Below are 19,839 nucleotides of genomic sequence, written 5' to 3' on the forward strand. Positions count from 1 at the left end.
ACTTAATCACCTAAAGAATAAGGAGTAAGTATCTTACTATTTGCTCTCTAGTTCTATACATGAGAACCATAATAGCATAAGTTTCTCTAAAAGTTAAGAACACATTTAGCCAATAGGATCATTGCAATACACTAACCAATTTTAAGAAAGCCATTGCAATAATACAATGGCTTTGAAATAGTCATTAATGGAGATTTTTTACTCAAAAATTCTATTCACTACTTTTTCCGAAGAGTTGCCCGTCTCCAGGTAACAAAACCTTTCATAAAAAGGTTCAAAAATGTCTGGCAGGCGATAGTCAGATGTCTCTGTTTCCTTGATTTTCTCAATTACTCCCTCAGTCGTTTTGACTAACGGACCTGGTGCTTCTCGTTCAAAGTCAAAATAAAAGCCGCGCAGCTTGTCACGATAGGTTTCAATGTCTGGAACGAAGAAAATCATTGGACGTTTCAAATTTGCGAAATCAAAGAATACTGAAGAGTAATCTGTAATTAACAAATCAGATACCATATAAAGTTCGCGAATATCTTCATATGCTGAGAAATCATATGCGAATCCTTTGTAGGGTGAAAGGTCAAAGTTTTCCGCGACTAAATAGTGCATTCTTAAAATGATGACGTAATTATCGCCGATCTCCTCTCGCAGCTTTTCCATATTCAAATCAAGGTCAAATTTGTATTTTCCTTTTTTATAGAACTGATCGTCCCGCCATGTCGGTGCATATAAAATGACCTTTTTATCTTCGGGGATATTCATTTTTTTCTTTATGGCCTTCATCGTTTCCTGGCGGTTGTCTGTATACAGAAAGTCATTCCTCGGGTATCCGGACTCAATCATTGTTTTGTTAAATTGAAAAGCGCGGGCAAAAATCTCGGTTGAATACCGATTCGGGGATATTAAATAGTCCCACTTCGATGCTTCTTTAGTGAAATTTTGCTTGTACTTCTCAGTGTTGGTGCCCGGCATGTGCACTTCTTCCATATCGACGGCAAGCCTTTTCAGCGGAGTCCCGTGCCACGTCTGCACATATGTCGTGTGCTTTGGTTTGGGTATCCATAAAGGGAGCCGGCTGTTTACAACCCAATATTCCGCCCTTGCCATGGCGAACAGCCACTTCAGCGTGAATCGGTTAATATAAGGGACATTTTTTTCTTCAAAAATTTCTGTATAACTCGGATTTACACTCCATATTAAGTTGTATTCCGGGTGATGTTCCTTCATATATTCATAAATTGCTCTTGGATTGCAGCTGTACTGCTTACCGGCAAAGCTTTCAAAAATGACGGTTTTCTTTTTAACAGGCAATTTGCCGGCCAGTCCAAAAGTAAAATAGTATGCCCTCTTCACCATGCCCGAAATCTTTTTCTTTACTTTATTCTTGCCTTTGCGGATGACTGACATCAGCCTTTTACCTTTTCCTTTGGCAAAATAAACCGCACGGGTTCTGATCGTGTAATCATTCATTCTTAGACACATGCTCCGTTTTCGCTTCTGCGGATAAATGTGAAAACGAGCCGGTCCTTTTTTTGTGTCAACAATTGAAAAACTGTCTATATCATCAATCAGCCTGAATGCCCTGCTTTTTATAATGATTTCCTCCCCTGTTGCAGCATCTTCACCTACGTATTCTATATAAAACTGAAAAAAAGCAGGCATCCTGTTTTCTTCATATAGCTTTTTCAGATCAATTTCCACCTCAAACCCTACGGTATGATCTGAAGAATCAGCTGATAGATCGCCGCGCTGAACGTCTTTTAAAGGGAAATCAAAAAACCTCTCCTTATCGTTTTGGCTAATTTCCTTTAAAACCAGCTTTCTGCTTTTTACTATTGAACGTTCTTCAGCATCTAGCAGAAAAGTATAGCCTCCGATCATTAATTTTCCGTCGGAGCATAACTTCATGCTGTCTGGTTCAGCCACTGCTTTACTTCGTAAAACCTCGAGAGCGAAGTGGCCTTTTAGGGTCTTATACGGTAAATAAATGCACTGATTGGCTCGATCCTTATGCCAAGACAGCTCGATCGGTTTTGATGCTGTGTAAATTCTCTTTTTACATTGATATTTTTTATTATTTTTATATAGTACATAAAAATCAATGACCGCTTCGTCTATCATCAGGTTAGATAGGTCATCTAAAGATACTTTCGCTGCTTTTAACTGCTCTGAATCGCTTATTTTGTTACATGGTACACGCATGTCTTTTTTCGTATTGCGGTTAACTGCCAAAACATCGACATGATCAAGAGAGACAGAACTTTCGAACACAAAATAGAGGCCAGTATCATTAATTTTTATTTCCAGCAACTGAAATTTTATCGGAATTGCACTATCCATAAAGTCTGTCTACCCCTCTTTTTTTAATCAAAAACAAAGCTGTCCATACTTATTATATTAAAATGACTCGTATACGAAACAAAAAGCACTTCTTATCTTTTTTAAGAAGTACTTTTTGAATTTTTATTATGCTGAGCCGACATTAAAGGTTCGCGATTTCCTCTTTGATCTTCGTCGTGGAAATTCCTTCGGTTCTCGGGAGGTAAACAACCTTGCAGTAGTCCTTCAGGAAGTCGAATTTCCCTTCCCAGTCATCCCCCATGACAAATACATCGATATCATGATTGATCACATCTTGTACCTTTTGATCCCAGTTTTTTTCCGGGATGACTTCGTCTACGTAGCGGATCGTTTCAAGAATCAGCTTGCGGTGCTCATAGCTGTGATATGCTTTTTTCTGCTTTTGAAGATTGAATTCGTCAGTCGAAATCGCTACGACTAAATAATCCCCCAATTGTTTTGCCCGTTCCAATAACTTGATATGTCCCCAATGTAATAAATCAAACGTTCCGTATGTGATGACTTTCTTCATTGTCATGCGCTCTCCTTTCTAATCTCAAGGCGAAAAGCTATATTAATATATCAAAAACACTCGATAAGTTACATTTATTTCATAGGTCTTTACTGATCATTCATTATAGCACATCGCCTATCAAACGTTAAGTATTGTTTAGTGTAAATGAAATTCCAAATTTTATCTAAAAAAATTTGAACCTTTTCTGAATAAGACGTAAAAAATCTAAAACTAATGTAAAGATATTGTTAAACTTTTATGAATGATCTATGCTAAAATATACGTTAGACTTCCTGAATTTATGGGCTGGTCTCTTAATCTTCGACTTTCATACATTCGTATATATTTACACTTCTTAAACCGGAAGGAGGAAAAAAACTATGCTGCAAACGGAAACGGTTCATCATCTTGCATATGTTAACGGGGATTTGTCCGGATTTTTGAGTCATCTTGAAGAATCCTTTATCGACCGCAATGAGGGGGCATTTATCGCAACGGTAAACCCTGAGATCGGGTATGCGGCTGCAAAAGACAAGGATTATTTTAAAACAGTTTCATCTGCTGACTTTATCCTGCCTGACGGAATCGGCATCGTCCTGACGTCAAGGCTGATCAACAGCAGATTAAAATCGAGGATCGCGGGGTACGATGTATTTATCAACCTTCTCGGCCTGGCTGACCGCAAAAAGAAAAGGGTATTTTTATACGGGGCCAAACAAGAGATTATACAAGCTGTTGCAGATCGGCTTTCAACCGAATATCCCGGAATTGAGCTAGCCGGATACTCGCACGGCTATGTCAAAGACAAAGACGAAGTTGCAAAGCAAATCGCGGCTGCCAAGCCTGACATGGTTTTTGTGGCTCTCGGATATCCTCATCAGGAGAAGTTTATTTATGAACATAAGCATCTATTTCCTCAGGCGATTGCGATCGGCATCGGCGGGAGCTTCGACGTTTTCAGCGGAAAAGTGAAAAGAGCGCCGAAAATATTCATTAAGCTTAATCTTGAATGGATGTACCGCCTGCTGACCAATCCGACAAGGTGGAAGCGGATGCTGAACATCCCGAAATATGTCTTTTCCGTTCTGAAAGAGGAAAGAGTTCAAAAACAGCGGCACTACTATCCGGAGCAGATCAAAGAACAATCTAAAATCGATGTGTAGAAAAGAGTTTGAGTAACGAATGAATATACGTTCTTTATTGGTTATGATTTACTCGGCCGGTCTCGCTTTGACCGGTTTTATTTTCAGAAGGGTAAAAGCTCGCGATAGAGCTGTATTGCTTGCTTCCTTTCCGGATAATGCGCGCGAGCTGCTTAATGAGTATGTCAGCAGCAACTGGCCGTTTGAAATGGAAGTCCTTTTAACAAGGCACGCCATTTCCCTTGCAGATGAATATCCTTCTGTTCGATCGCAAATAATCAACGAGAAAAATCCGATTCATCTCATTAAAGCCGTATACCGGATGTTTAGGTGTAAATTTGTGTTAACGGATAATTATTTTCTGCTGACAAGTGTTTTGAATAAACGTCCTCAGACGACATGCATTCAAATTTGGCATGCGTCCGGCGCTTTGAAGAAGTTTGGACTCGAGGATATCGGAAACCGCTATCGATCCACCCGGGATATCAAACGGTTTAAAAAGGTGTATCGTTCGTTTGATCATATCGTTGTCGGCTCTGAAAAAATGGTGGACATTTTCAAGCGGTCATTCGGAGTGAAAGATGACCGTTTTTTGCGGACGGGTGTTCCGTTAACTGATGAATACTTTCATGTCAAAAGAAAAACAGCTGACCGCCCGAACCAAAAGCTTATTCTGTATGCGCCGACATACAGGGACTATTGTTTGACGTCTATTCGTCTCCCTTTCTCTAAGGAGCAGCTCTCCAGAGAACTGAAGGGAGAATTTTTGCTACTGGTCAAACTACATCCAGCCGTGCGGAAACAGATTACTTTTGAAGAACACGAAGGGTTGATCAAAGACGTATCAGACGTTCCGTTAAAGAATTTGCTGATGGAAAGTGACATCCTGATTTCCGACTACTCGTCAGTTGCCTTTGAGTACGTTTTGTTAAATAAACCGATTTTGTTTTTCACGTATGATATGGCAGAGTATAATGAAAAACGCGGACTGATCGATGATTTTGAAACAGTCATCCCCGGCAGAGCCTGCATGGACACCGAAATGCTGTTGAAAGAAATCAAAGAAATGTCCGATACAAAGGAAAACTTCAAGAGGTTTGCGAAAGAGTGGCATCAATATTCAACAGGTGATGCCAGCATGCGCCTGTTGAACTTTATGAGCGAGCATATGACAGAAAATGAAAAAAGACCGGCCGGTTCCTAATGGAACATGGCCGGTCTTTTTATGATGATTATCGATATTCCGGAACATCAAAATAAAGTGTATAGCCGTCCAGCAATGAATACAGGCTGTACATGCGGTTTACTTGTTTGTACGCCCAGCCGATGTCTGTTGCGTATTGATGTGTCGCTGTAGCTGACCATCTCATTTTGTACAGTGTGTCCTGATTGTAAGCTGTGTTGTGGATATACGATGAGCCTATGAATTTAGCTCCGCCGATTATGGCCGCTTCTGGTGTGAACCATCCCTGCTCGTACGCATATTTGGCTCCGTAGTAATTCGGATTGCTGTCGTATGCTCCAATTCCATACATGTTGTATACGGTTTTTCCGTTATAGGTTAATCCATTGGCTAAGGCGGATGTCCCGTTTCCTGTTTCAAGAAGAGCGTGTGAGATTAAATACAGTTCGTTGATGCTATATTGATTGGCGGCATCGATAAATGCCTTTGCTCTCCCTGTCAGGATGCCTTTACCCGCAAGCACTTTCTGATTGACCTCAGTAACGCTGAGACCCGCTGTCTGTGACAGCTTGAGAAATTGGAAGTAGTATTTGCTGTCTCTGGAAAAGTTATTCGGATCCACGTATTGAACTACTTCATCACTGCTTGCGTTTCGCCAGCCCAAATTGATCTTAGCCCAGCCATTTATCTGTCCGATGACTTTCACTTTATCGCCTTTTTTAAATTGGCCGATCACGTTTGTCGGACTGACTTCCGGCGTTGACCGGATATTTAGTACATCAGCCGTAACGGTTGATGTTGCTGTATTAATGTACGTGAGCGATACGTAAGCCGCTCCGTCTGTTTGCGGACTTACTGTCATTTGTTTTTGGACCATATCACGAAGCGAGAGATTGTAGTTTGTTTTCATGATTTGCGGGCCGTTTTTGATCTTCACGATAGATGATGTCCATCCGTATAATTGTTTTAGCTTCGTTGATGCCGCAGCAGCTGTATCATTGCCTGTGAACTGCTCATTTACGCTGATTTTATAAAGCGTATTGCTTTTCGTTGTATAGCTCGGGGTTACACTTTTCGATTTAAGATAGGTTAACCCATTGTTCAATGCGGTTTTGCTGCTGAGCTGTGTTGTCACGATTTTGTATTGTGTATATGCTGTCTGGCCTGTTTTTGATGTTGTGACTGCGATATGATTTTGTTTGAAAAATGTTAAAACGCGGTCAATCTCTTCTTGGCTGATGATAGCTTCAGTTGTGATTTGATAGCTGCTCGCAGCTGTCTGACCGGTTTTCTGGCTTGCTGCTGATATATGATTCGATTTGAAAAACGTGAGTGCCTGATTGACTTTCGTTTGATCAAGCAGAGATTCGGTTGTGATTTTAAACGTGTCAGCTATTTGTTTTTTGACGGATTTCGCAGAAGCACTCAGCTGATTTTTCTTTAATATGTTCAAGCCCTTTGTGACTTTTGCTTGATCTGATGTTTCTTCTGAGATGAGCTGATATTGATTTTCTGCTGTTGATCCAGCTGCTGTTTTTGCAGCTTTTACTTTTTTCTGAGCAAAGAAGGCTGCTGCTTTGTTTGCTTGCTGCTCGCCTAAAATCTTTGCCGTCGTGATTTGATAAGCTGCAGACGTTGTCGTTTTTTTGACGCTGGATGACGTGTAATGCCATTTTTTCTTTTTAAAGAAAGTGTCTATTTTTTGGAGCTGCTGTTTTGTTATACCCTTCATATTCACGGTATATGATGTGCTTTTTCCAACCTGTTGATAACTGCCGGATACGCCAGTGTTTTTCTTGATTTGGCTGATGGCGTCCTTTACTGTACTCAGCCCTTTGAAATAAGCTGATTGGACATTGTATGACTCAACGGTTGTTTTTTGATTGATGGACTTGTAGCTGCCTGTGATGCCAGTGCTCTGTTTCAGCTGCTGCAATAGAGTTTTGGCATTCGCTTCACCTGAAATAGCGGCAGTTGTGAACGTATAATAGGCTTGTCCTTTCACCGTTTCCTTTAATGATGCATGCAGCCCGGATTCCTTTTGGAAGGCATTTTTGATCTGCGCTGCTCTGCTGTCTCCCACGATTGTGCCGGACTGGATTGTTGTGACAGACACCGTGTGTGTGATGGGCTGATACGAGCTTTTAATCCCCGTTTGCTTGGCCAGGCTCTGGATAAGCGCCTTGACTTTTGTCTCATCAGCAATGTCTGATGTCATGATGTTCATATAGGGCTGAGCTGCTCCGTAAACTTTTACAGCGCCAGCCACTCCCGTCTCCTGTTTCAGCTTTGCTAGGATAGTGTTGGCCTGTTTTTCTCCGGAGATGGCACCTGACGAGATGGTGACATATGGCTGTTTGCTTCCAACAGGACTTGACGTTCCTGTAATCGATGTCTGTTTGGCGAGTCCGCTCAGTATTGCTTTCGCTTCTGATTCGCTATGAATGCCTGAGGCGGAAATTTGGTAGGTCGTTGTTGTGCCTGAAGCCTGATAGGATGCATCCCAGCCAGTATCTTTTTCCAGTTTGGCGACAGCTTGTGAGGCTTGGCTTTCTGTACTGAACGTATTCGACGGCTCTACTTTATATAGTGAGTAGTCGGTATACGCGGCTGCCTGGGCAGAACCAGATATGGCAAAAAAGGCAAGGGACGCGGCGGATAGAAGCATAGGTGCGATTAGTCTCTTTTTCATTCCTTCTCCTCTTTCTTATTCTATGAGTATATAAAACTAGTTTATTTATCGGCACGCGCTTGCTTCATTTATAGGTGAATCACTTCCATTTTCTAATAAAAAAACTTAACCTCGAAGTGAGATTAAGTTTAAATATGAGACACGATAAGGGTACAAGTTCCTTTTATCGTAAAATCGGGCATTTGAGCCGGCAAAATAAAGTGATCACCTTTTTTGAGCGGACATGTTTTGTCCTCATACTTGAGCAAACCGCTTCCTTCTATCACGCTGCATATCAGAAAGGATTCATCCTGAGTCATTTCAGCTTCGCCATTGATGTCCCATTTATAAACCGAAAAATATTCCCCTTGGACAAATGTTTTAATGGTTATTCCTTTTCTTGATTCTGTCGATTCATCTATATACCCGTCCACATGGGGAACCGTGGCGGCATTGACCGCTTTGGCAAAATGAAGCTCTCTCGGACTTCCGTTGCTATCAAGACGGTCATAATCGTACACCCGGTATGTGGCATCTGAATTTTGCTGAGTCTCTAAAACAAGGGCCCCCTTGCACAATGCGTGCAGCGTTCCGCTCGGCACATAATAGAAATCACCCGGTTTAATTTTGATTCTTCGCAGCAGGCCCTCCCAGTCACCGCTGTTGATCATTGTGACAAGTTCGGTTTTTGAGCGGGCCGTATGCCCGTAAATGATTTCTGCGTTTTCCTTACAGTCGATAATGTACCAGCATTCCGTCTTGCCGAGTTCTCCCTCTTCGTTTTCTCCGGCATAGTAATCATCAGGGTGAACTTTAATTGACGTATCTTCCTTCACATCCAGCAGCTTTGTCAGAAGCGGAAACCGATCCCCCTCTACGCCGCCGAATACTTCACGGTGCTCTTCCCAAAGCTCGATCAATGTCTTTCCTTTATAAGGGCCATTTGCAACAGTGCTCGGTCCTTTTGGATGAGCGGAAATGGCCCAGCATTCCCCCGTTGATTCTGAAGGAATACTGTATCCAAATCTATCTCGTAAAGCGGTTCCGCCCCAGATTTTTTCTTTAAACACAGGCGTTAGAAAAATCGGTGATTGCGTCATGATCCGTACCCCTCCCCTGTAAATAACTGATCATCATTTTCCCGGTGCGCCCCTCTTACAAACGCCCGTATAAGCTGCCTTTTTCCGATGACAACATATGTACAAAGCATCATCTTTTCATTACCCCTTCAAAGAAAACGCTTCCTATCTATTATATCACGTCGAAAAGAAGCTTTGTTTCAGCCTTTTCCTCGATAAGAATAATTCTCCTTTTTTGATACAAATTAATAAAAACCGTCAAACTGTTTACGAAGGAGAGAAACTATGCAAATCGACTCTGATCTCCAGAACAATTTAGACACACTGAAAAAAACATTGGGACAAAACGACGATATGATGTTTTATACATTTGCTTTCGGAGATAGCAGACAAAAGGCGTGTTTACTGTATATTGACGGTCTGACAGAGAATAAAATGCTGGCACAATACGTCATTTCTCCTTTACAAAAAGAGGCGTTGGCCCATAAGGAATGCTCGATTGAAGACTTATCCGCCTTTTTTTTCGGCTTTCACCACAGCGTTGTTTCTACAATGAAAGAAATAGAGCAGCTCGTTTTTTCAGGGCAAGCCATTTTGCTCGCTGATGGCTATCGCGGAGGATTAGCTTTCGACACAAAGTCAGTCGCAACACGCAGTCTTGATGAACCCTCCTCCGAAGTCGTGGAACGCGGCCCTAAAATAGGATTTATTGAAAAACTGCGGACAAACACGGCGCTTTTGCGTGAACGGACGAGTGATCCTAATCTCGTCATCAAAGAAATGACACTCGGAAAAAGGACCAAAAAGAAAATCGCTGTCGCTTATATTCAGGATATCGCCCCAGTTTATGTCGTCAAAGAAGTGTTTAAAAGGCTGAAATCAGTCAAAATAGATAATTTGCCGGAATCGGGGACGCTTGAACAGCTGATTGAAGACGAACCATTTTCAATTTTCCCCACAATATTAAGCACAGAACGACCGGACCGGGTCGAAAGTTCTCTATTAGAAGGGCGAGTGTCCATATTAGTGGATGGTACGCCGTTTGCTTTGATTGTACCGGCTACGGTTGACGAATTTATTCATTCGCCCGATGATTACAGCCAGCGCTGGATCCCAATGTCACTTGTACGCCTTCTTCGTTATTCCAGCATCCTGATCACCATTTATTTGCCCGGTCTGTATATTTCTCTCGTTTCTTTTCACACCGGGCTATTGCCGACTAGAATGGCCATTTCCATTGCAGGCAGCAGGCTTAACGTACCATTCCCGCCTTTTGTAGAGGCCTTTATCATGATCTTTACGATCGAATTGATACGAGAAGCCGGATTAAGGCTGCCTAAGCCGATTGGACAGACAATTGGCCTTATCGGTGGCGTTGTCATCGGACAGGCAGCTGTTCAGGCGCAAATTGTCAGTGCGCTTATGGTCATTGTCGTTTCTGTCACAGCACTGGCATCCTTTACCGTTCCTTCATACGCCTATAACTTTCCGCTGCGGATCATTCGGATCGGGGTTATGATAAGTGCAACAGCGCTTGGCATGTATGGCGCTATAATGGTTTATCTGTTTGTGATCGGCCATCTCATGCGCCTGAAAAGCTTTGGACAGGATTACATTATCCCGATCATGGCGCAGCCTGGACAGGATTTGAAAGACACAGTCATCCGTATTCCCACGATGTTTTTAAAAAGAAGACCGACACGAAACGATCCCGAAGATAACATCAGACAAAGGTGATGGCTATGAGGAAATCAGAGCATAAACTGACATTTATGCAGACGCTCATTATGATCAGCAGCACATTGATTGGTGCCGGGGTGCTGACCCTTCCCCGCTCAGCCGCCGAAACCGGCAGTCCGAGCGGATGGCTAATGATACTGCTCCAGGGCGTTATTTTTATTATCATCGCTCTGCTTTTTTTGCCTTTTCTTCAAAAAAACAGCGGAAAAACTCTTTTTAAGCTCAACAGCATTGTAGCTGGAACATTCATCGGCTTTCTATTGAATTTATATATCTGTCTATATTTCATTGGGATTGTTTGCTTTCAAGCTCGGATTTTGGGAGAGGTTGTCGGATTCTTTTTGTTGAAAAATACGCCAATGGCAGTTGTGGTGTTTATATTTCTTGCAGTTGCCATCTATCATGTAGGCGGAGGCGTTTATTCAATTGCAAAAGTATACGCTTATATTTTTCCTATAACCCTTATTATTTTTATGATGCTTCTGATGTTCAGCTTTCGCTTGTTCCAGCTTGATTTTATCCGGCCGGTATTTGAAGGAGGCTATCAAAGCTTTTTCTCTTTATTCCCAAAAACATTATTATATTTCTCCGGATTTGAAATCATTTTTTACCTGGTCCCCTTTATGAGAGATCCAAAGCAAGTGAAAAAGGCTGTTGCTCTGGGCATCGCGACTTCCACATTGTTCTACAGCATTACTTTGCTCATTGTGATTGGCTGTATGACTGTGGCTGAGGCAAAAACGGTGACATGGCCGACCATTTCCCTTATTCACGCATTAGAGGTTCCGGGTATTTTTATTGAACGATTTGATTTGTTCTTACAGCTGACCTGGACAGTCCAGCAATTTGCCTGTATGCTCGGATCCTTTAAAGGCGCCCATATCGGGTTAACGGAAATCTTTCATCTGAAAAATAAAAACAATGCATGGCTGCTGACTGCAATGCTGGCTGCGACGTTTTTCATAACGATGTATCCCAAGGACTTGAATGACGTGTTTTATTACGGGACGCTTCTTGGATATGCTTTCTTAATTGTGATTACAATTCCATTCTTCGTCTGGTTTTTAAGCTGGATACAGAAAAAATTAGGGAGGGGGCAGCTACAATGAAAACAGCAACAAAATTCTCCGTCATGTTTTTTATGCTGCTGGTCCTCTGCGGGTGCTGGGATGTCAAAGATATCGAGCAACTATCCTTCGCCAGAGGGCTGGCGATCGATGAGACAGATGATCACCAGTACAAACTGACGTATCAAAACCTTCTTCCCCAAAGCGAAGACAGCCAAGCATCCGGAAAACCCGAATTTGTCAATGTGACGTCCCACGGGAAAACGATTCTGGAAGCAGTCAGTGATGTATCCATCAAGGACCCTCCTGTTTATAGCGATCATTTAAAAGTCATTCTTCTGGGAGAAAAACTGATGAGGAATCAAAATGTAGACCAAGTCCTCAACCACTTTATCCGAGATGATGAGCTGCGGCGAAGCAGCTATTTGATGGCAGCCAGAGGGAATGCAGCTGATGTTCTCACAAAAGGAAACCCCAATCAGCAGCAGCCGATGCCCTCCGAAAAACTGATTGATTTGACAACTCACAGCGGATATAACGGTAAGATTATGATACCGCTGCGCATCGGAAGAGCTTCTGTCTACTCTCAGAACGGGTACAGTTATCTTATTCAAGCCGTGAAAAACGAAAAGGGAAAAGCCAAGTATGACGGAGCAGGCATTATCAAAAGGGGCAGCAATAAACTCGTTGGGTTTCTTTCAGCTGATGAAACCCAAACACTGTCATGGGTCATGGGGACGATCCAAGGCGGTGTCATGCCGACGACAGATAAAGGACATCCGATTACGTTTGAAATCAAAAAGTCGAAAACCAAAATTAAGCCTATCATTGAAAACGGAAAGCCTATCTTTCATATTTCTGTTAAAACGAAGGGCATCCTGACAGAAGACCAAAACCCGAATGAAAACTCCTTTAGCAAAAGTTATTTGCACAGGCTGGAAAACATTTTTGAAAAAAAGCTTGAACGAGATGTAAAGCAGGTAATGGATAAACTGCAGCACGAGTATAAAACCGATCCGGTCTTTTTATCAGACCACATAAGGATTCAACACCCTGACTACTGGAATAAAGTAAAAGGGCATTGGGATGAAATATTTTCTGAGACTGATTTTAAGTACGATATTTCTTTTAAAATCATTAACTTTGGCACGGTGGGAAAGTAAGCAATCAAAAGGGTGCGCATGATCGCGCACCCTTTTTTATGTTCCGACAGTCTGCTGTTTTCCGGCCGATCCTCCCTGTCCGTTTTTGTCCCGTAAATCCTGCTCAATTTCTTCAAGGCTTTTTCCCTTTGTCTCTGTCACTTTAAATCGGACAAATAAGAACGCCATGATACCGATCGCGGCATAAATCAGGAATAAATAACTGATTCCGATCGCTTCCATTAATATTGGATAGGTTAATGAAACAATCAGTGTCCCAACGTGCAACATTAAGGTCGAAACACCGGTCCCGATTCCTCTGACGTGAAGCGGGAACAATTCAGGAAGCATCACCCACACAACCGGTCCCCAGCTGACCGCAAAGACAACGATAAACACGCCTAAACAAATGACGGTCGTCCATGAGGCAGCCGGAGTGTTATCGAAAAAGAGATTTACTAAAGCGAGAACGATCAAGCTGATCACCATGCCCGCATTCCCGAATAGCAGTAACGGCTTTCTTCCAATCTTGTCGATAATTTTAATCGCTACTAATGTCATGAGAACATTGACTGTGCCGATTCCGACCGTGCCTAAAATCGAAGCGGAGTTTCCGAATCCGACGTTTGTAAAGGTCTTTGGCGCATAGTAGATGATCGTATTCGTTCCGATAAATTGCTGCAAAAAAGCGAGTCCCAAACCTGCAATAAGCGCTGGGCGCACCCATGGATCGAACAGCTCCTTCAGGCCGCCTTCATCCTGCTTTTCCGCTTCTTTTATATCATGTATTTCCTGATCAATATCTTTTGTGCCACGCAATTTTTCAAGAATTTTCTTCGCTTTGCTTTCTTCGCCATTCGTGAACAGCCAGCGCGGGCTCTCCGGCATAAACAAAATGCCAATAAGCAAGAGCAAGGACGGCACAGCAGCCAATCCAAGCATCCAGCGCCACGCTTCGGCATCGGCAAATATGTAATTGACAATGTAAGAAAGAAGGATGCCGACCGTGATCATCAGCTGATTCAGTGATGACAGCGCCCCGCGTTTATGTTTTGGCGCCAGTTCAGATAAATAAAGGGGCACGATTGTCGTCGATGTTCCGACTGCAAGTCCCAAAATGATGCGAAACAGCACCATGACTCCTGTATTTGGGGCCAGTGCCACACCAAGACCGCCTATACAAAACAGCAGCGCGGCTGCCATAATTGCTTTTTTTCTTCCGAAACGGTCAGTCAGCTTGCCGGCCGCTCCTGAGCCCAATATCGCCCCAACCAGCAAGGAGCTGACAACAAGACCTTCTGTAAACGCGTTTAAGCCTAACTCCTTTTTCATAAATAAAATAGCTCCGGAAATCACTCCGGTATCATAGCCATATAACGCGCCTCCAAGAGCTCCGAAAAAATAAAGCCATATATTTGACTGCTTTTTCATAAAGATGACTCCCTTTCTCCATCAGCTGCAATGACATTGTCTGTGGGATTTTTTTAGAAATCTTTTAGCCTCTTTTTCCGGCCATTAAACCTTTTTATTTTGCTGATCATAAGTTTTCCAATCATTTACTTGTATTTTTTTCAATGTCGCCGAAACATTTTACCTGCTGCGGCGTCTAATAAAGGTAGTTCTACACATCCGTAATCTTATTTGTCTAATACTAACATATAGGTATTTTTTTATAAAAATTCCTTTTTTAAGTTTTGCTACAACAAATAAAATGGTAAGCTTCAAATATTAAGGAAACGTGAGGTATTGATATGGAGGAACGATTACAACACAAGAAGAAAAAGAGACGTCTGAAAAAATGGGTGAAATTCACAATTGGTTTATTTGCTATTCTAATTATTGTGACTGGTTCAATTAGTACGTATGCTTATATAAAGTTGAACAATGCGTCAAAACAAGCACATATTGATCTAAATAACAATGGTCAATCCGTTAAACGTATCAAAGAATTTGATCCAAAAAAAGACTCATTTACTGTATTACTTCTAGGAATTGATTCAAGAGATTTCAAAGGTGAGACGGTTGACGATGCTCGAAGTGACGCTAATGTCTTAGTAACCTTTAATCGAAAAAATAAATCAGCAACAATGTTAAGTATACCGAGAGATTCTTATGTTAACATCCCTGGTTATGGATATGATAAATTTACACATGCCCATGCATACGGAGGAGTAAAACTCTCGGCGAAAACAGTTGAAAACCTTCTAGATATTCCAGTAGATTATGTAATAGAAAGTAATTTTGACGCTTTTAAAGATGTTGTGGATGAATTAAATGGAGTTAGTATAAATGTGGAAAGTGAAAAAATAGTTAATCAAATTAAAAAAGATACAAAAGGAAAAGTTATATTAAAAACTGGCGTTCAAACACTAAACGGTGAAGAAGCACTAGCTTATGTAAGGACACGTAAAGCTGATACAGATTTTCAACGCGGCCAAAGACAGATGGAAGTTCTAAATGCCATTATAAAAAAATCGAAATCATTGAGCTCTATACCAGCATATGATGATATCGTTGATAGTTTAGGGGAAAATTTAAAGATGAATTTATCGTTAAATGATGCAATCGGTTTATTTCCTTTTATAGCTTCATTAAAATCAGTTGATACTGAACAACTTACCGGATCTGACATGTATCTCTACAGCTCTCGTGAGCGAAAAAAACTTTATTATTTGAAACTAAATAGTGATAAGCTAGAAGAAGTAAAAACCGAACTGAAAAATGACATAAACAACTAATTTTACCGGAATGGTTTACTGCCATTCCGTTTTTTTCGCTCAATTTGTTGAAAATTATCAAAGTAACGTTTAGCCTTAATTTATATGGATTATGTTTCACAGGCAAGCTGAACATACTACACGAAGCAGCTTCATTTTTAAGGAGGTTCCCCTACATATGAAATGTATTGCGATTGATCTAGACGGAACATTACTGAATAAAGAAAGCGTCATTTCTGCGGAAAACAGAGAGGCGATCAAGCGGGCCGTTGATGCCGGCATCCTCGTCACCATTTGCACGGGAAGAGCGACATTTGATGTAAAAGCGCTGCTGGATGACTTGGACATCCCTATCATTGCAGCTAATGGCGGTACGATCCACGACACGGGTTACCGTTTGATCAGCCGGACATTAATGGATCAGGAAGCCGGTAAAGCGATTGCTGATTACTTACTTTCAAAAAACATTTACTTTGAGGTATATACAGATGACCATCTGCTTTCTCCTTTTGACGGCGAAGCTAAGCTGCACGCGGAGCTTGACATTCTAAAGAGCGCAAACCCAAACGAGCAGACGGATGAATTGTGGCAAGGAGCCATGACACAATTCAAACAGTTTGGCATTAAACCAATCCCTCATATCGAATCGGTTTTTGACGGCGGTGAAAACATTTATAAGCTTCTTTGCTTCTCCTTTGATATGGACAAGCTGAAACAAGCGAAGGAAGAACTGAAGCATCATAAAAAACTGGCGCAAACCTCTTCAGGAAAACATATTATCGAAATCCTGCCGGCCTCGTCAGGAAAAGGACGCGCGTTAACAAAGCTGGCTGACCTATACGGAATTGAAACACAGGATATCTATGCGATCGGCGATAGTCCAAACGATTTGTCCATGTTTGAAGTCGCCGGACACCGAATCGCCATGGAAAATGCGATTGATGAATTAAAAGAAAAAAGCACCTTTGTCACAAAAAGCAATGACGAAAATGGTGTGGCCTACTTTATAGACCAGCTTCTTTCAGGACAATATGCATAAAGAAAAGACTCCAGAAATTGGAGTCTTTTTCTTTTATTGCACCCGTATACTTCCTGCGTATTTATCCTTCCAATATGTGCTCGTGTTCATATTGGTGATGGTCACGCCGTTTGATAATGTGACATGAACAACTTGTCCGTTTCCGATATAGATGGAGGGATTTAAGCTTGTTGATTGAAAGAACACAATGTCTCCCGGCTTCAGGTCCGCCTTCTCAATCTTAGTTCCGGCATTGTACTGGCTTGTTGCGTATCGGGGCAGGGAAATGCCAGCTGCTTTCTGGTATACATATTGGACAAATCCAGCTGTATCAAATCCTGTCTCAGGTGTTACTCCGCCCTGTTTGTAAGGCACTTCTCCGACATAAAGCGTCGCTTCGGAAACAATCGGATTTTCTTTCGGGATTGTCAGGTTGTCAAATCGGCGAATACCCGTCATCTTCGATTTCCAGTAATCCTCTGACAAATAGGAAATGGTTACTTTTTCTGACCGGCTTGCCTGAATGAACCTGCCTGCGCCCGCATAAATGCCTGCATGTGAAATTCCCGTTTTATACGTATTGCTGAAATAGACGACATCACCAGGCTTTATGTTCTGAGGGGCTACCTTCTCGCCCACTGCCCACTGCTGTTCGGCTGATCGCGGCAGATAAATGCCAAGTGCCTGTTGAAACACATATTGCACAAGCCCCGAGCAATCAAAGCCCTCTGACGGCGTGCTTCCGCCAAACACATATGGGACACCGATATATTTTTCGGCCTCCTGAACGACAGGAACATCAGCCGTTGCCGGATCGGCAGCGATTCGTCTCGCCCCGATATAAGTTCCGCTCCAATAGCTGCTTTTTTTGTAATTGGTGATGATAACCCCTTTTGACTGTGTACTGTGAACCATTTGGCCGTCTCCGATATAAAGGGCGTCATGTGTCGGAACAGTGCCGGTGCTTCCCTCTTTCTTGAAAAACAAAATATCACCCGGCTTCAGGTTTTCCGGCTTTACAGCTGTTCCGATTTTATACTGGTCGTTTACAGATCTCGGCAGATGAATATCAGCCTTACTGAACACATATTGTATCAATCCTGATGGATCGAAACCCTCTTTCGGCGTTTCCCCGCCATATTTATACTGATATCCAAGCAGGTTTTTTGCTTCGCTGACAATCAATTCTGATGATGTATCAGCTTCCGCAATCTCCGCTTTTGTCATAATTGGAACCAAAAAACAAATGATAACCGCCACAAGCAAAAACTTCTTCCAGTTTGCCAGTGTGTTCACTTTTATTATCTCCTCCTCTTTTTGCAGTTTTAACATCGGTATTTTTTTGAATATGTTAAGAGACTTTTTAATATTTTTACAGAATGAATATGCTGGGCAAATAAAAAGAGAGTGTCTCCTCAGACACTCTCTTTTTTGAATTATTTATTGGCGTTTACCGGTTCTTCCTGCTGTTGGATTTTATTCATTTCCATATCAATCTTCTGTTTTTCCTGATCTGTCAGCTGATCATTGAATTTAAAAGCTGACATAAACATGAACACGATGGCTACGGCAACAAACGGCCAGATGGCTTTGACAAATTTCATCTTTATCACTCCGTTTATTTAGATTTTAGTTTGTCACTATGATCAATATCAAACGTCAGTTTTCCGTCTTCTACTTTCCAAGCGAAATTAGAGTCTTTCGTCAGTTCGCGAATAATGGTTTTCTGTTTAAGGCTGTCTTTTTTCACAGGTGCAGGTGTCGCTTCATGGATATCGATCGGTGTCACTTCAAAGCGTCCTGTTCCATTTTTCTTCAGGTGATACTGAACCAGTGCACTGTCTCTTGTTCTCGTCCAGCCTTGGTCAAAGACAAAGTTGCCGAGGCTGTAGAAAATGACGGTTCCGTTATATACTTCAATCGGTTCTAAGACGTGCGGGTGATGGCCGACGATGATGTCAGCTCCCGCATCAGACATGGCTCTTGCAAGCTGTCGCTGGCGGTCGTTTGGATCATTGTCATACTCTTGGCCCCAGTGTGACTGCACAACAACGATGTCCGCATGTTTTTTCGCTTCTGAAATCATAGGGATGAAGATTTCAGGATCTGCGGGCAGCACGCCCGGCGTATTCTTTTTAGCCGCGAAACCTTTCCCGGACACATCGGTAAAGCCAAGCGTCGCAATCGTTACCCCGTTGACTTTCTGGTACGAAATTTTCTTTTTCGCATCACTTAAGCTGTATCCCGCTCCAACGATATCAAGGTTTTGCTTCGCAAATTCTCCAAGCGTATCTTTCATGCCCTGAACGCCGTAATCCATTGCGTGGTTGTTTGCGCTGTTGAGAACCGTGAAATTCATGTCCTTCAAGACTTTCACTGATTCCTTATTCGTCTGCAGATGAATCTCTTTATCTGCTTGTTTATAATTCTTTTGATAGGTTACCGGGTTTTCAAAGTTTCCTGCTACATAATCCGAGGCTCTAAAGATCGGTTCAACATATTGAAAAATACTGTCTGCCCCTTTTTGCTCCGTTACTTTTTCAACATAGCGTCCCATCATAATATCGCCTACAAATGAGGCTGAGAGTACGTCGTCAGAATACGTTTTGACCTTCGGCGTTTCCGCTTTTCCCGCCCACATGAAAGCGAACATAAGGACAAAAACGATCGGAATGGCAATAAATACGTGCTTATTGGTTTTCTTTTTTTGCTGTTTTGTCAGCTTTAGCAGCTTTTCATGAAAGCTCAGTTCTTTTTTCATCGTTTGACACACCTTACATTAAATTAAGTAGTAAACAAACATGATAGCAAAGGTCGCTCCGCTCAATAGCAGCGTGCTTCCGAACGTAATGGTTAAACCTTGTTTCTGAATGGTATTGGCAATTAAACCTGGCACGATGATGCCGATTCCTCGAAATTCTGCGATTTCAAATGGTACAATCGGGTATAGAAAATCAAACGCGATTTTTAGGACGATCCCTGTTATCAGCATGGCAGCGAATTTTCTGCGTCCGTACAAAATCATAAATTTGGATAAACCGTATTTCACAATAACATAAGTGAGCAAGCTCACTAGCAAAACAAGTAAAATAAAGACCGGCTGATTAAACACAAGTCCTAAATATCCCGGTACAACAAGTCCTGCTGGCACGATCCCTGTTTTTTCCGCAAAAATTAAACTGAGTAGTACACCTAAAATTAGTGCGATGTATAAATCTGATCCGAACATGTT

The 19,839-nt window shown here is 42.0% G+C and carries 16 protein-coding genes; 7 read left to right on the plus strand and 9 right to left on the minus strand.

Annotated features, from left to right (window positions below; translation table 11 throughout):
* Positions 1–198: 198 nt before the first annotated feature.
* On the minus strand, positions 199–2,334 hold the full coding sequence (locus NSQ16_RS18600; protein WP_230488609.1) for a CDP-glycerol glycerophosphotransferase family protein: 2,136 nt from the start codon (positions 2,332–2,334) through the stop codon (positions 199–201).
* A gap of 142 nt (positions 2,335–2,476) precedes the next feature.
* Positions 2,477–2,866 (minus strand): glycerol-3-phosphate cytidylyltransferase, encoded by a 390-nt coding sequence (tagD, locus tag NSQ16_RS18605; RefSeq protein ID WP_033881770.1) that lies wholly within the window; start codon positions 2,864–2,866, stop codon positions 2,477–2,479.
* Between the two features lie 365 nt (positions 2,867–3,231).
* Between tagD and NSQ16_RS18610 the strand changes: the two genes are divergently transcribed.
* Complete coding sequence (locus NSQ16_RS18610) at positions 3,232–4,011, plus strand: WecB/TagA/CpsF family glycosyltransferase (protein WP_176022619.1); 780 nt, start codon at positions 3,232–3,234, stop codon at positions 4,009–4,011.
* Between the two features lie 19 nt (positions 4,012–4,030).
* Positions 4,031–5,194, plus strand: coding sequence for a CDP-glycerol glycerophosphotransferase family protein (locus tag NSQ16_RS18615; protein WP_230488608.1), 1,164 nt, complete (start codon positions 4,031–4,033; stop codon positions 5,192–5,194).
* Positions 5,195–5,222: 28 nt separating this feature from the next.
* Here the strand turns inward: NSQ16_RS18615 and lytD are convergent, their stop codons facing one another.
* Entirely contained in the window at positions 5,223–7,865 is a 2,643-nt protein-coding gene (gene lytD / locus NSQ16_RS18620; protein WP_326149851.1) for a beta-N-acetylglucosaminidase LytD, read from the minus strand.
* Between the two features lie 128 nt (positions 7,866–7,993).
* A complete protein-coding gene (manA, locus tag NSQ16_RS18625) occupies positions 7,994–8,944 on the minus strand; it encodes a mannose-6-phosphate isomerase, class I (protein WP_032722626.1) in 951 nt (316 codons plus the stop codon).
* 264 nt (positions 8,945–9,208) lie between these two features.
* Here manA and gerBA point away from each other — a divergent pair, with 264 nt between their 5' ends.
* From gerBA to gerBC, 3 genes are read left to right on the plus strand one after another with little or no spacing between them, the layout of a single operon-like run.
* Positions 9,209–10,660, plus strand: coding sequence for a spore germination protein GerBA (gene gerBA / locus NSQ16_RS18630; RefSeq protein ID WP_032722629.1), 1,452 nt, complete (start codon positions 9,209–9,211; stop codon positions 10,658–10,660).
* A 5-nt stretch (positions 10,661–10,665) separates the two neighbouring features.
* On the plus strand, positions 10,666–11,772 hold the full coding sequence (gerBB, locus tag NSQ16_RS18635; protein ID WP_032722630.1) for a spore germination protein GerBB: 1,107 nt from the start codon (positions 10,666–10,668) through the stop codon (positions 11,770–11,772).
* Positions 11,769–12,893, plus strand: coding sequence for a spore germination protein GerBC (gene gerBC, locus NSQ16_RS18640; RefSeq protein WP_225722123.1), 1,125 nt, complete (start codon positions 11,769–11,771; stop codon positions 12,891–12,893). Before gerBB ends, gerBC begins: the two co-directional genes overlap by 4 nt.
* Before the next feature lie 36 nt (positions 12,894–12,929).
* Here gerBC and NSQ16_RS18645 read toward each other — a convergent pair whose 3' ends face one another.
* A complete protein-coding gene (locus NSQ16_RS18645) occupies positions 12,930–14,303 on the minus strand; it encodes a sugar porter family MFS transporter (protein ID WP_015251080.1) in 1,374 nt (457 codons plus the stop codon).
* A 320-nt stretch (positions 14,304–14,623) separates the two neighbouring features.
* Between NSQ16_RS18645 and NSQ16_RS18650 the strand changes: the two genes are divergently transcribed.
* On the plus strand, positions 14,624–15,610 hold the full coding sequence (locus tag NSQ16_RS18650; RefSeq protein ID WP_230488605.1) for an LCP family protein: 987 nt from the start codon (positions 14,624–14,626) through the stop codon (positions 15,608–15,610).
* A gap of 157 nt (positions 15,611–15,767) precedes the next feature.
* Entirely contained in the window at positions 15,768–16,628 is an 861-nt protein-coding gene (ywtE, locus tag NSQ16_RS18655; protein ID WP_015384822.1) for a 5-amino-6-(5-phospho-D-ribitylamino)uracil phosphatase YwtE, read from the plus strand.
* Positions 16,629–16,661: 33 nt separating this feature from the next.
* Here the strand turns inward: ywtE and pgdS are convergent, their stop codons facing one another.
* The 4 genes from pgdS to pgsC all read right to left on the minus strand — a co-directional run bounded on the left by pgdS (position 16,662) and on the right by pgsC (position 19,836).
* On the minus strand, positions 16,662–17,903 hold the full coding sequence (pgdS, locus tag NSQ16_RS18660; RefSeq protein ID WP_003242751.1) for a gamma-DL-glutamyl hydrolase: 1,242 nt from the start codon (positions 17,901–17,903) through the stop codon (positions 16,662–16,664).
* 140 nt (positions 17,904–18,043) lie between these two features.
* Positions 18,044–18,211 carry an extrachromosomal elements maintenance protein EdmS gene (gene edmS / locus NSQ16_RS18665; protein ID WP_003227896.1) on the minus strand — a complete coding sequence of 56 codons (168 nt, stop codon included), beginning with the start codon at positions 18,209–18,211 and terminating at the stop codon, positions 18,044–18,046.
* 14 nt (positions 18,212–18,225) lie between these two features.
* A complete protein-coding gene (gene pgsA / locus NSQ16_RS18670; RefSeq protein WP_003243306.1) occupies positions 18,226–19,368 on the minus strand; it encodes a capsular polyglutamate synthetase PgsA in 1,143 nt (380 codons plus the stop codon).
* Positions 19,369–19,386: 18 nt separating this feature from the next.
* On the minus strand, positions 19,387–19,836 hold the full coding sequence (pgsC, locus tag NSQ16_RS18675) for a poly-gamma-glutamate biosynthesis protein PgsC (RefSeq protein ID WP_003227889.1): 450 nt from the start codon (positions 19,834–19,836) through the stop codon (positions 19,387–19,389).
* Positions 19,837–19,839: the final 3 nt, after the last annotated feature.

The organism is Bacillus sp. PS108 (genome assembly GCF_037963335.1).
In the GTDB taxonomy this organism is placed as follows: domain Bacteria; phylum Bacillota; class Bacilli; order Bacillales; family Bacillaceae; genus Bacillus; species Bacillus subtilis.

Coding starts and splice junctions, on each gene's coding strand:
- NSQ16_RS18600 (WP_230488609.1), bottom strand. CDS start 2,334: ATGGATAGTGCAATTCCGATAAAATTTCAGTTGCTGGAAATAAAAATT.
- tagD (WP_033881770.1), bottom strand. CDS start 2,866: ATGAAGAAAGTCATCACATACGGAACGTTTGATTTATTACATTGGGGA.
- NSQ16_RS18615 (WP_230488608.1), top strand. CDS start 4,031: ATGAATATACGTTCTTTATTGGTTATGATTTACTCGGCCGGTCTCGCT.
- lytD (WP_326149851.1), bottom strand. CDS start 7,865: ATGAAAAAGAGACTAATCGCACCTATGCTTCTATCCGCCGCGTCCCTT.
- manA (WP_032722626.1), bottom strand. CDS start 8,944: ATGACGCAATCACCGATTTTTCTAACGCCTGTGTTTAAAGAAAAAATC.
- gerBA (WP_032722629.1), top strand. CDS start 9,209: ATGCAAATCGACTCTGATCTCCAGAACAATTTAGACACACTGAAAAAA.
- gerBB (WP_032722630.1), top strand. CDS start 10,666: ATGAGGAAATCAGAGCATAAACTGACATTTATGCAGACGCTCATTATG.
- gerBC (WP_225722123.1), top strand. CDS start 11,769: ATGAAAACAGCAACAAAATTCTCCGTCATGTTTTTTATGCTGCTGGTC.
- NSQ16_RS18645 (WP_015251080.1), bottom strand. CDS start 14,303: ATGAAAAAGCAGTCAAATATATGGCTTTATTTTTTCGGAGCTCTTGGA.
- NSQ16_RS18650 (WP_230488605.1), top strand. CDS start 14,624: ATGGAGGAACGATTACAACACAAGAAGAAAAAGAGACGTCTGAAAAAA.
- ywtE (WP_015384822.1), top strand. CDS start 15,768: ATGAAATGTATTGCGATTGATCTAGACGGAACATTACTGAATAAAGAA.
- edmS (WP_003227896.1), bottom strand. CDS start 18,211: ATGAAATTTGTCAAAGCCATCTGGCCGTTTGTTGCCGTAGCCATCGTG.
- pgsA (WP_003243306.1), bottom strand. CDS start 19,368: ATGAAAAAAGAACTGAGCTTTCATGAAAAGCTGCTAAAGCTGACAAAA.
- pgsC (WP_003227889.1), bottom strand. CDS start 19,836: ATGTTCGGATCAGATTTATACATCGCACTAATTTTAGGTGTACTACTC.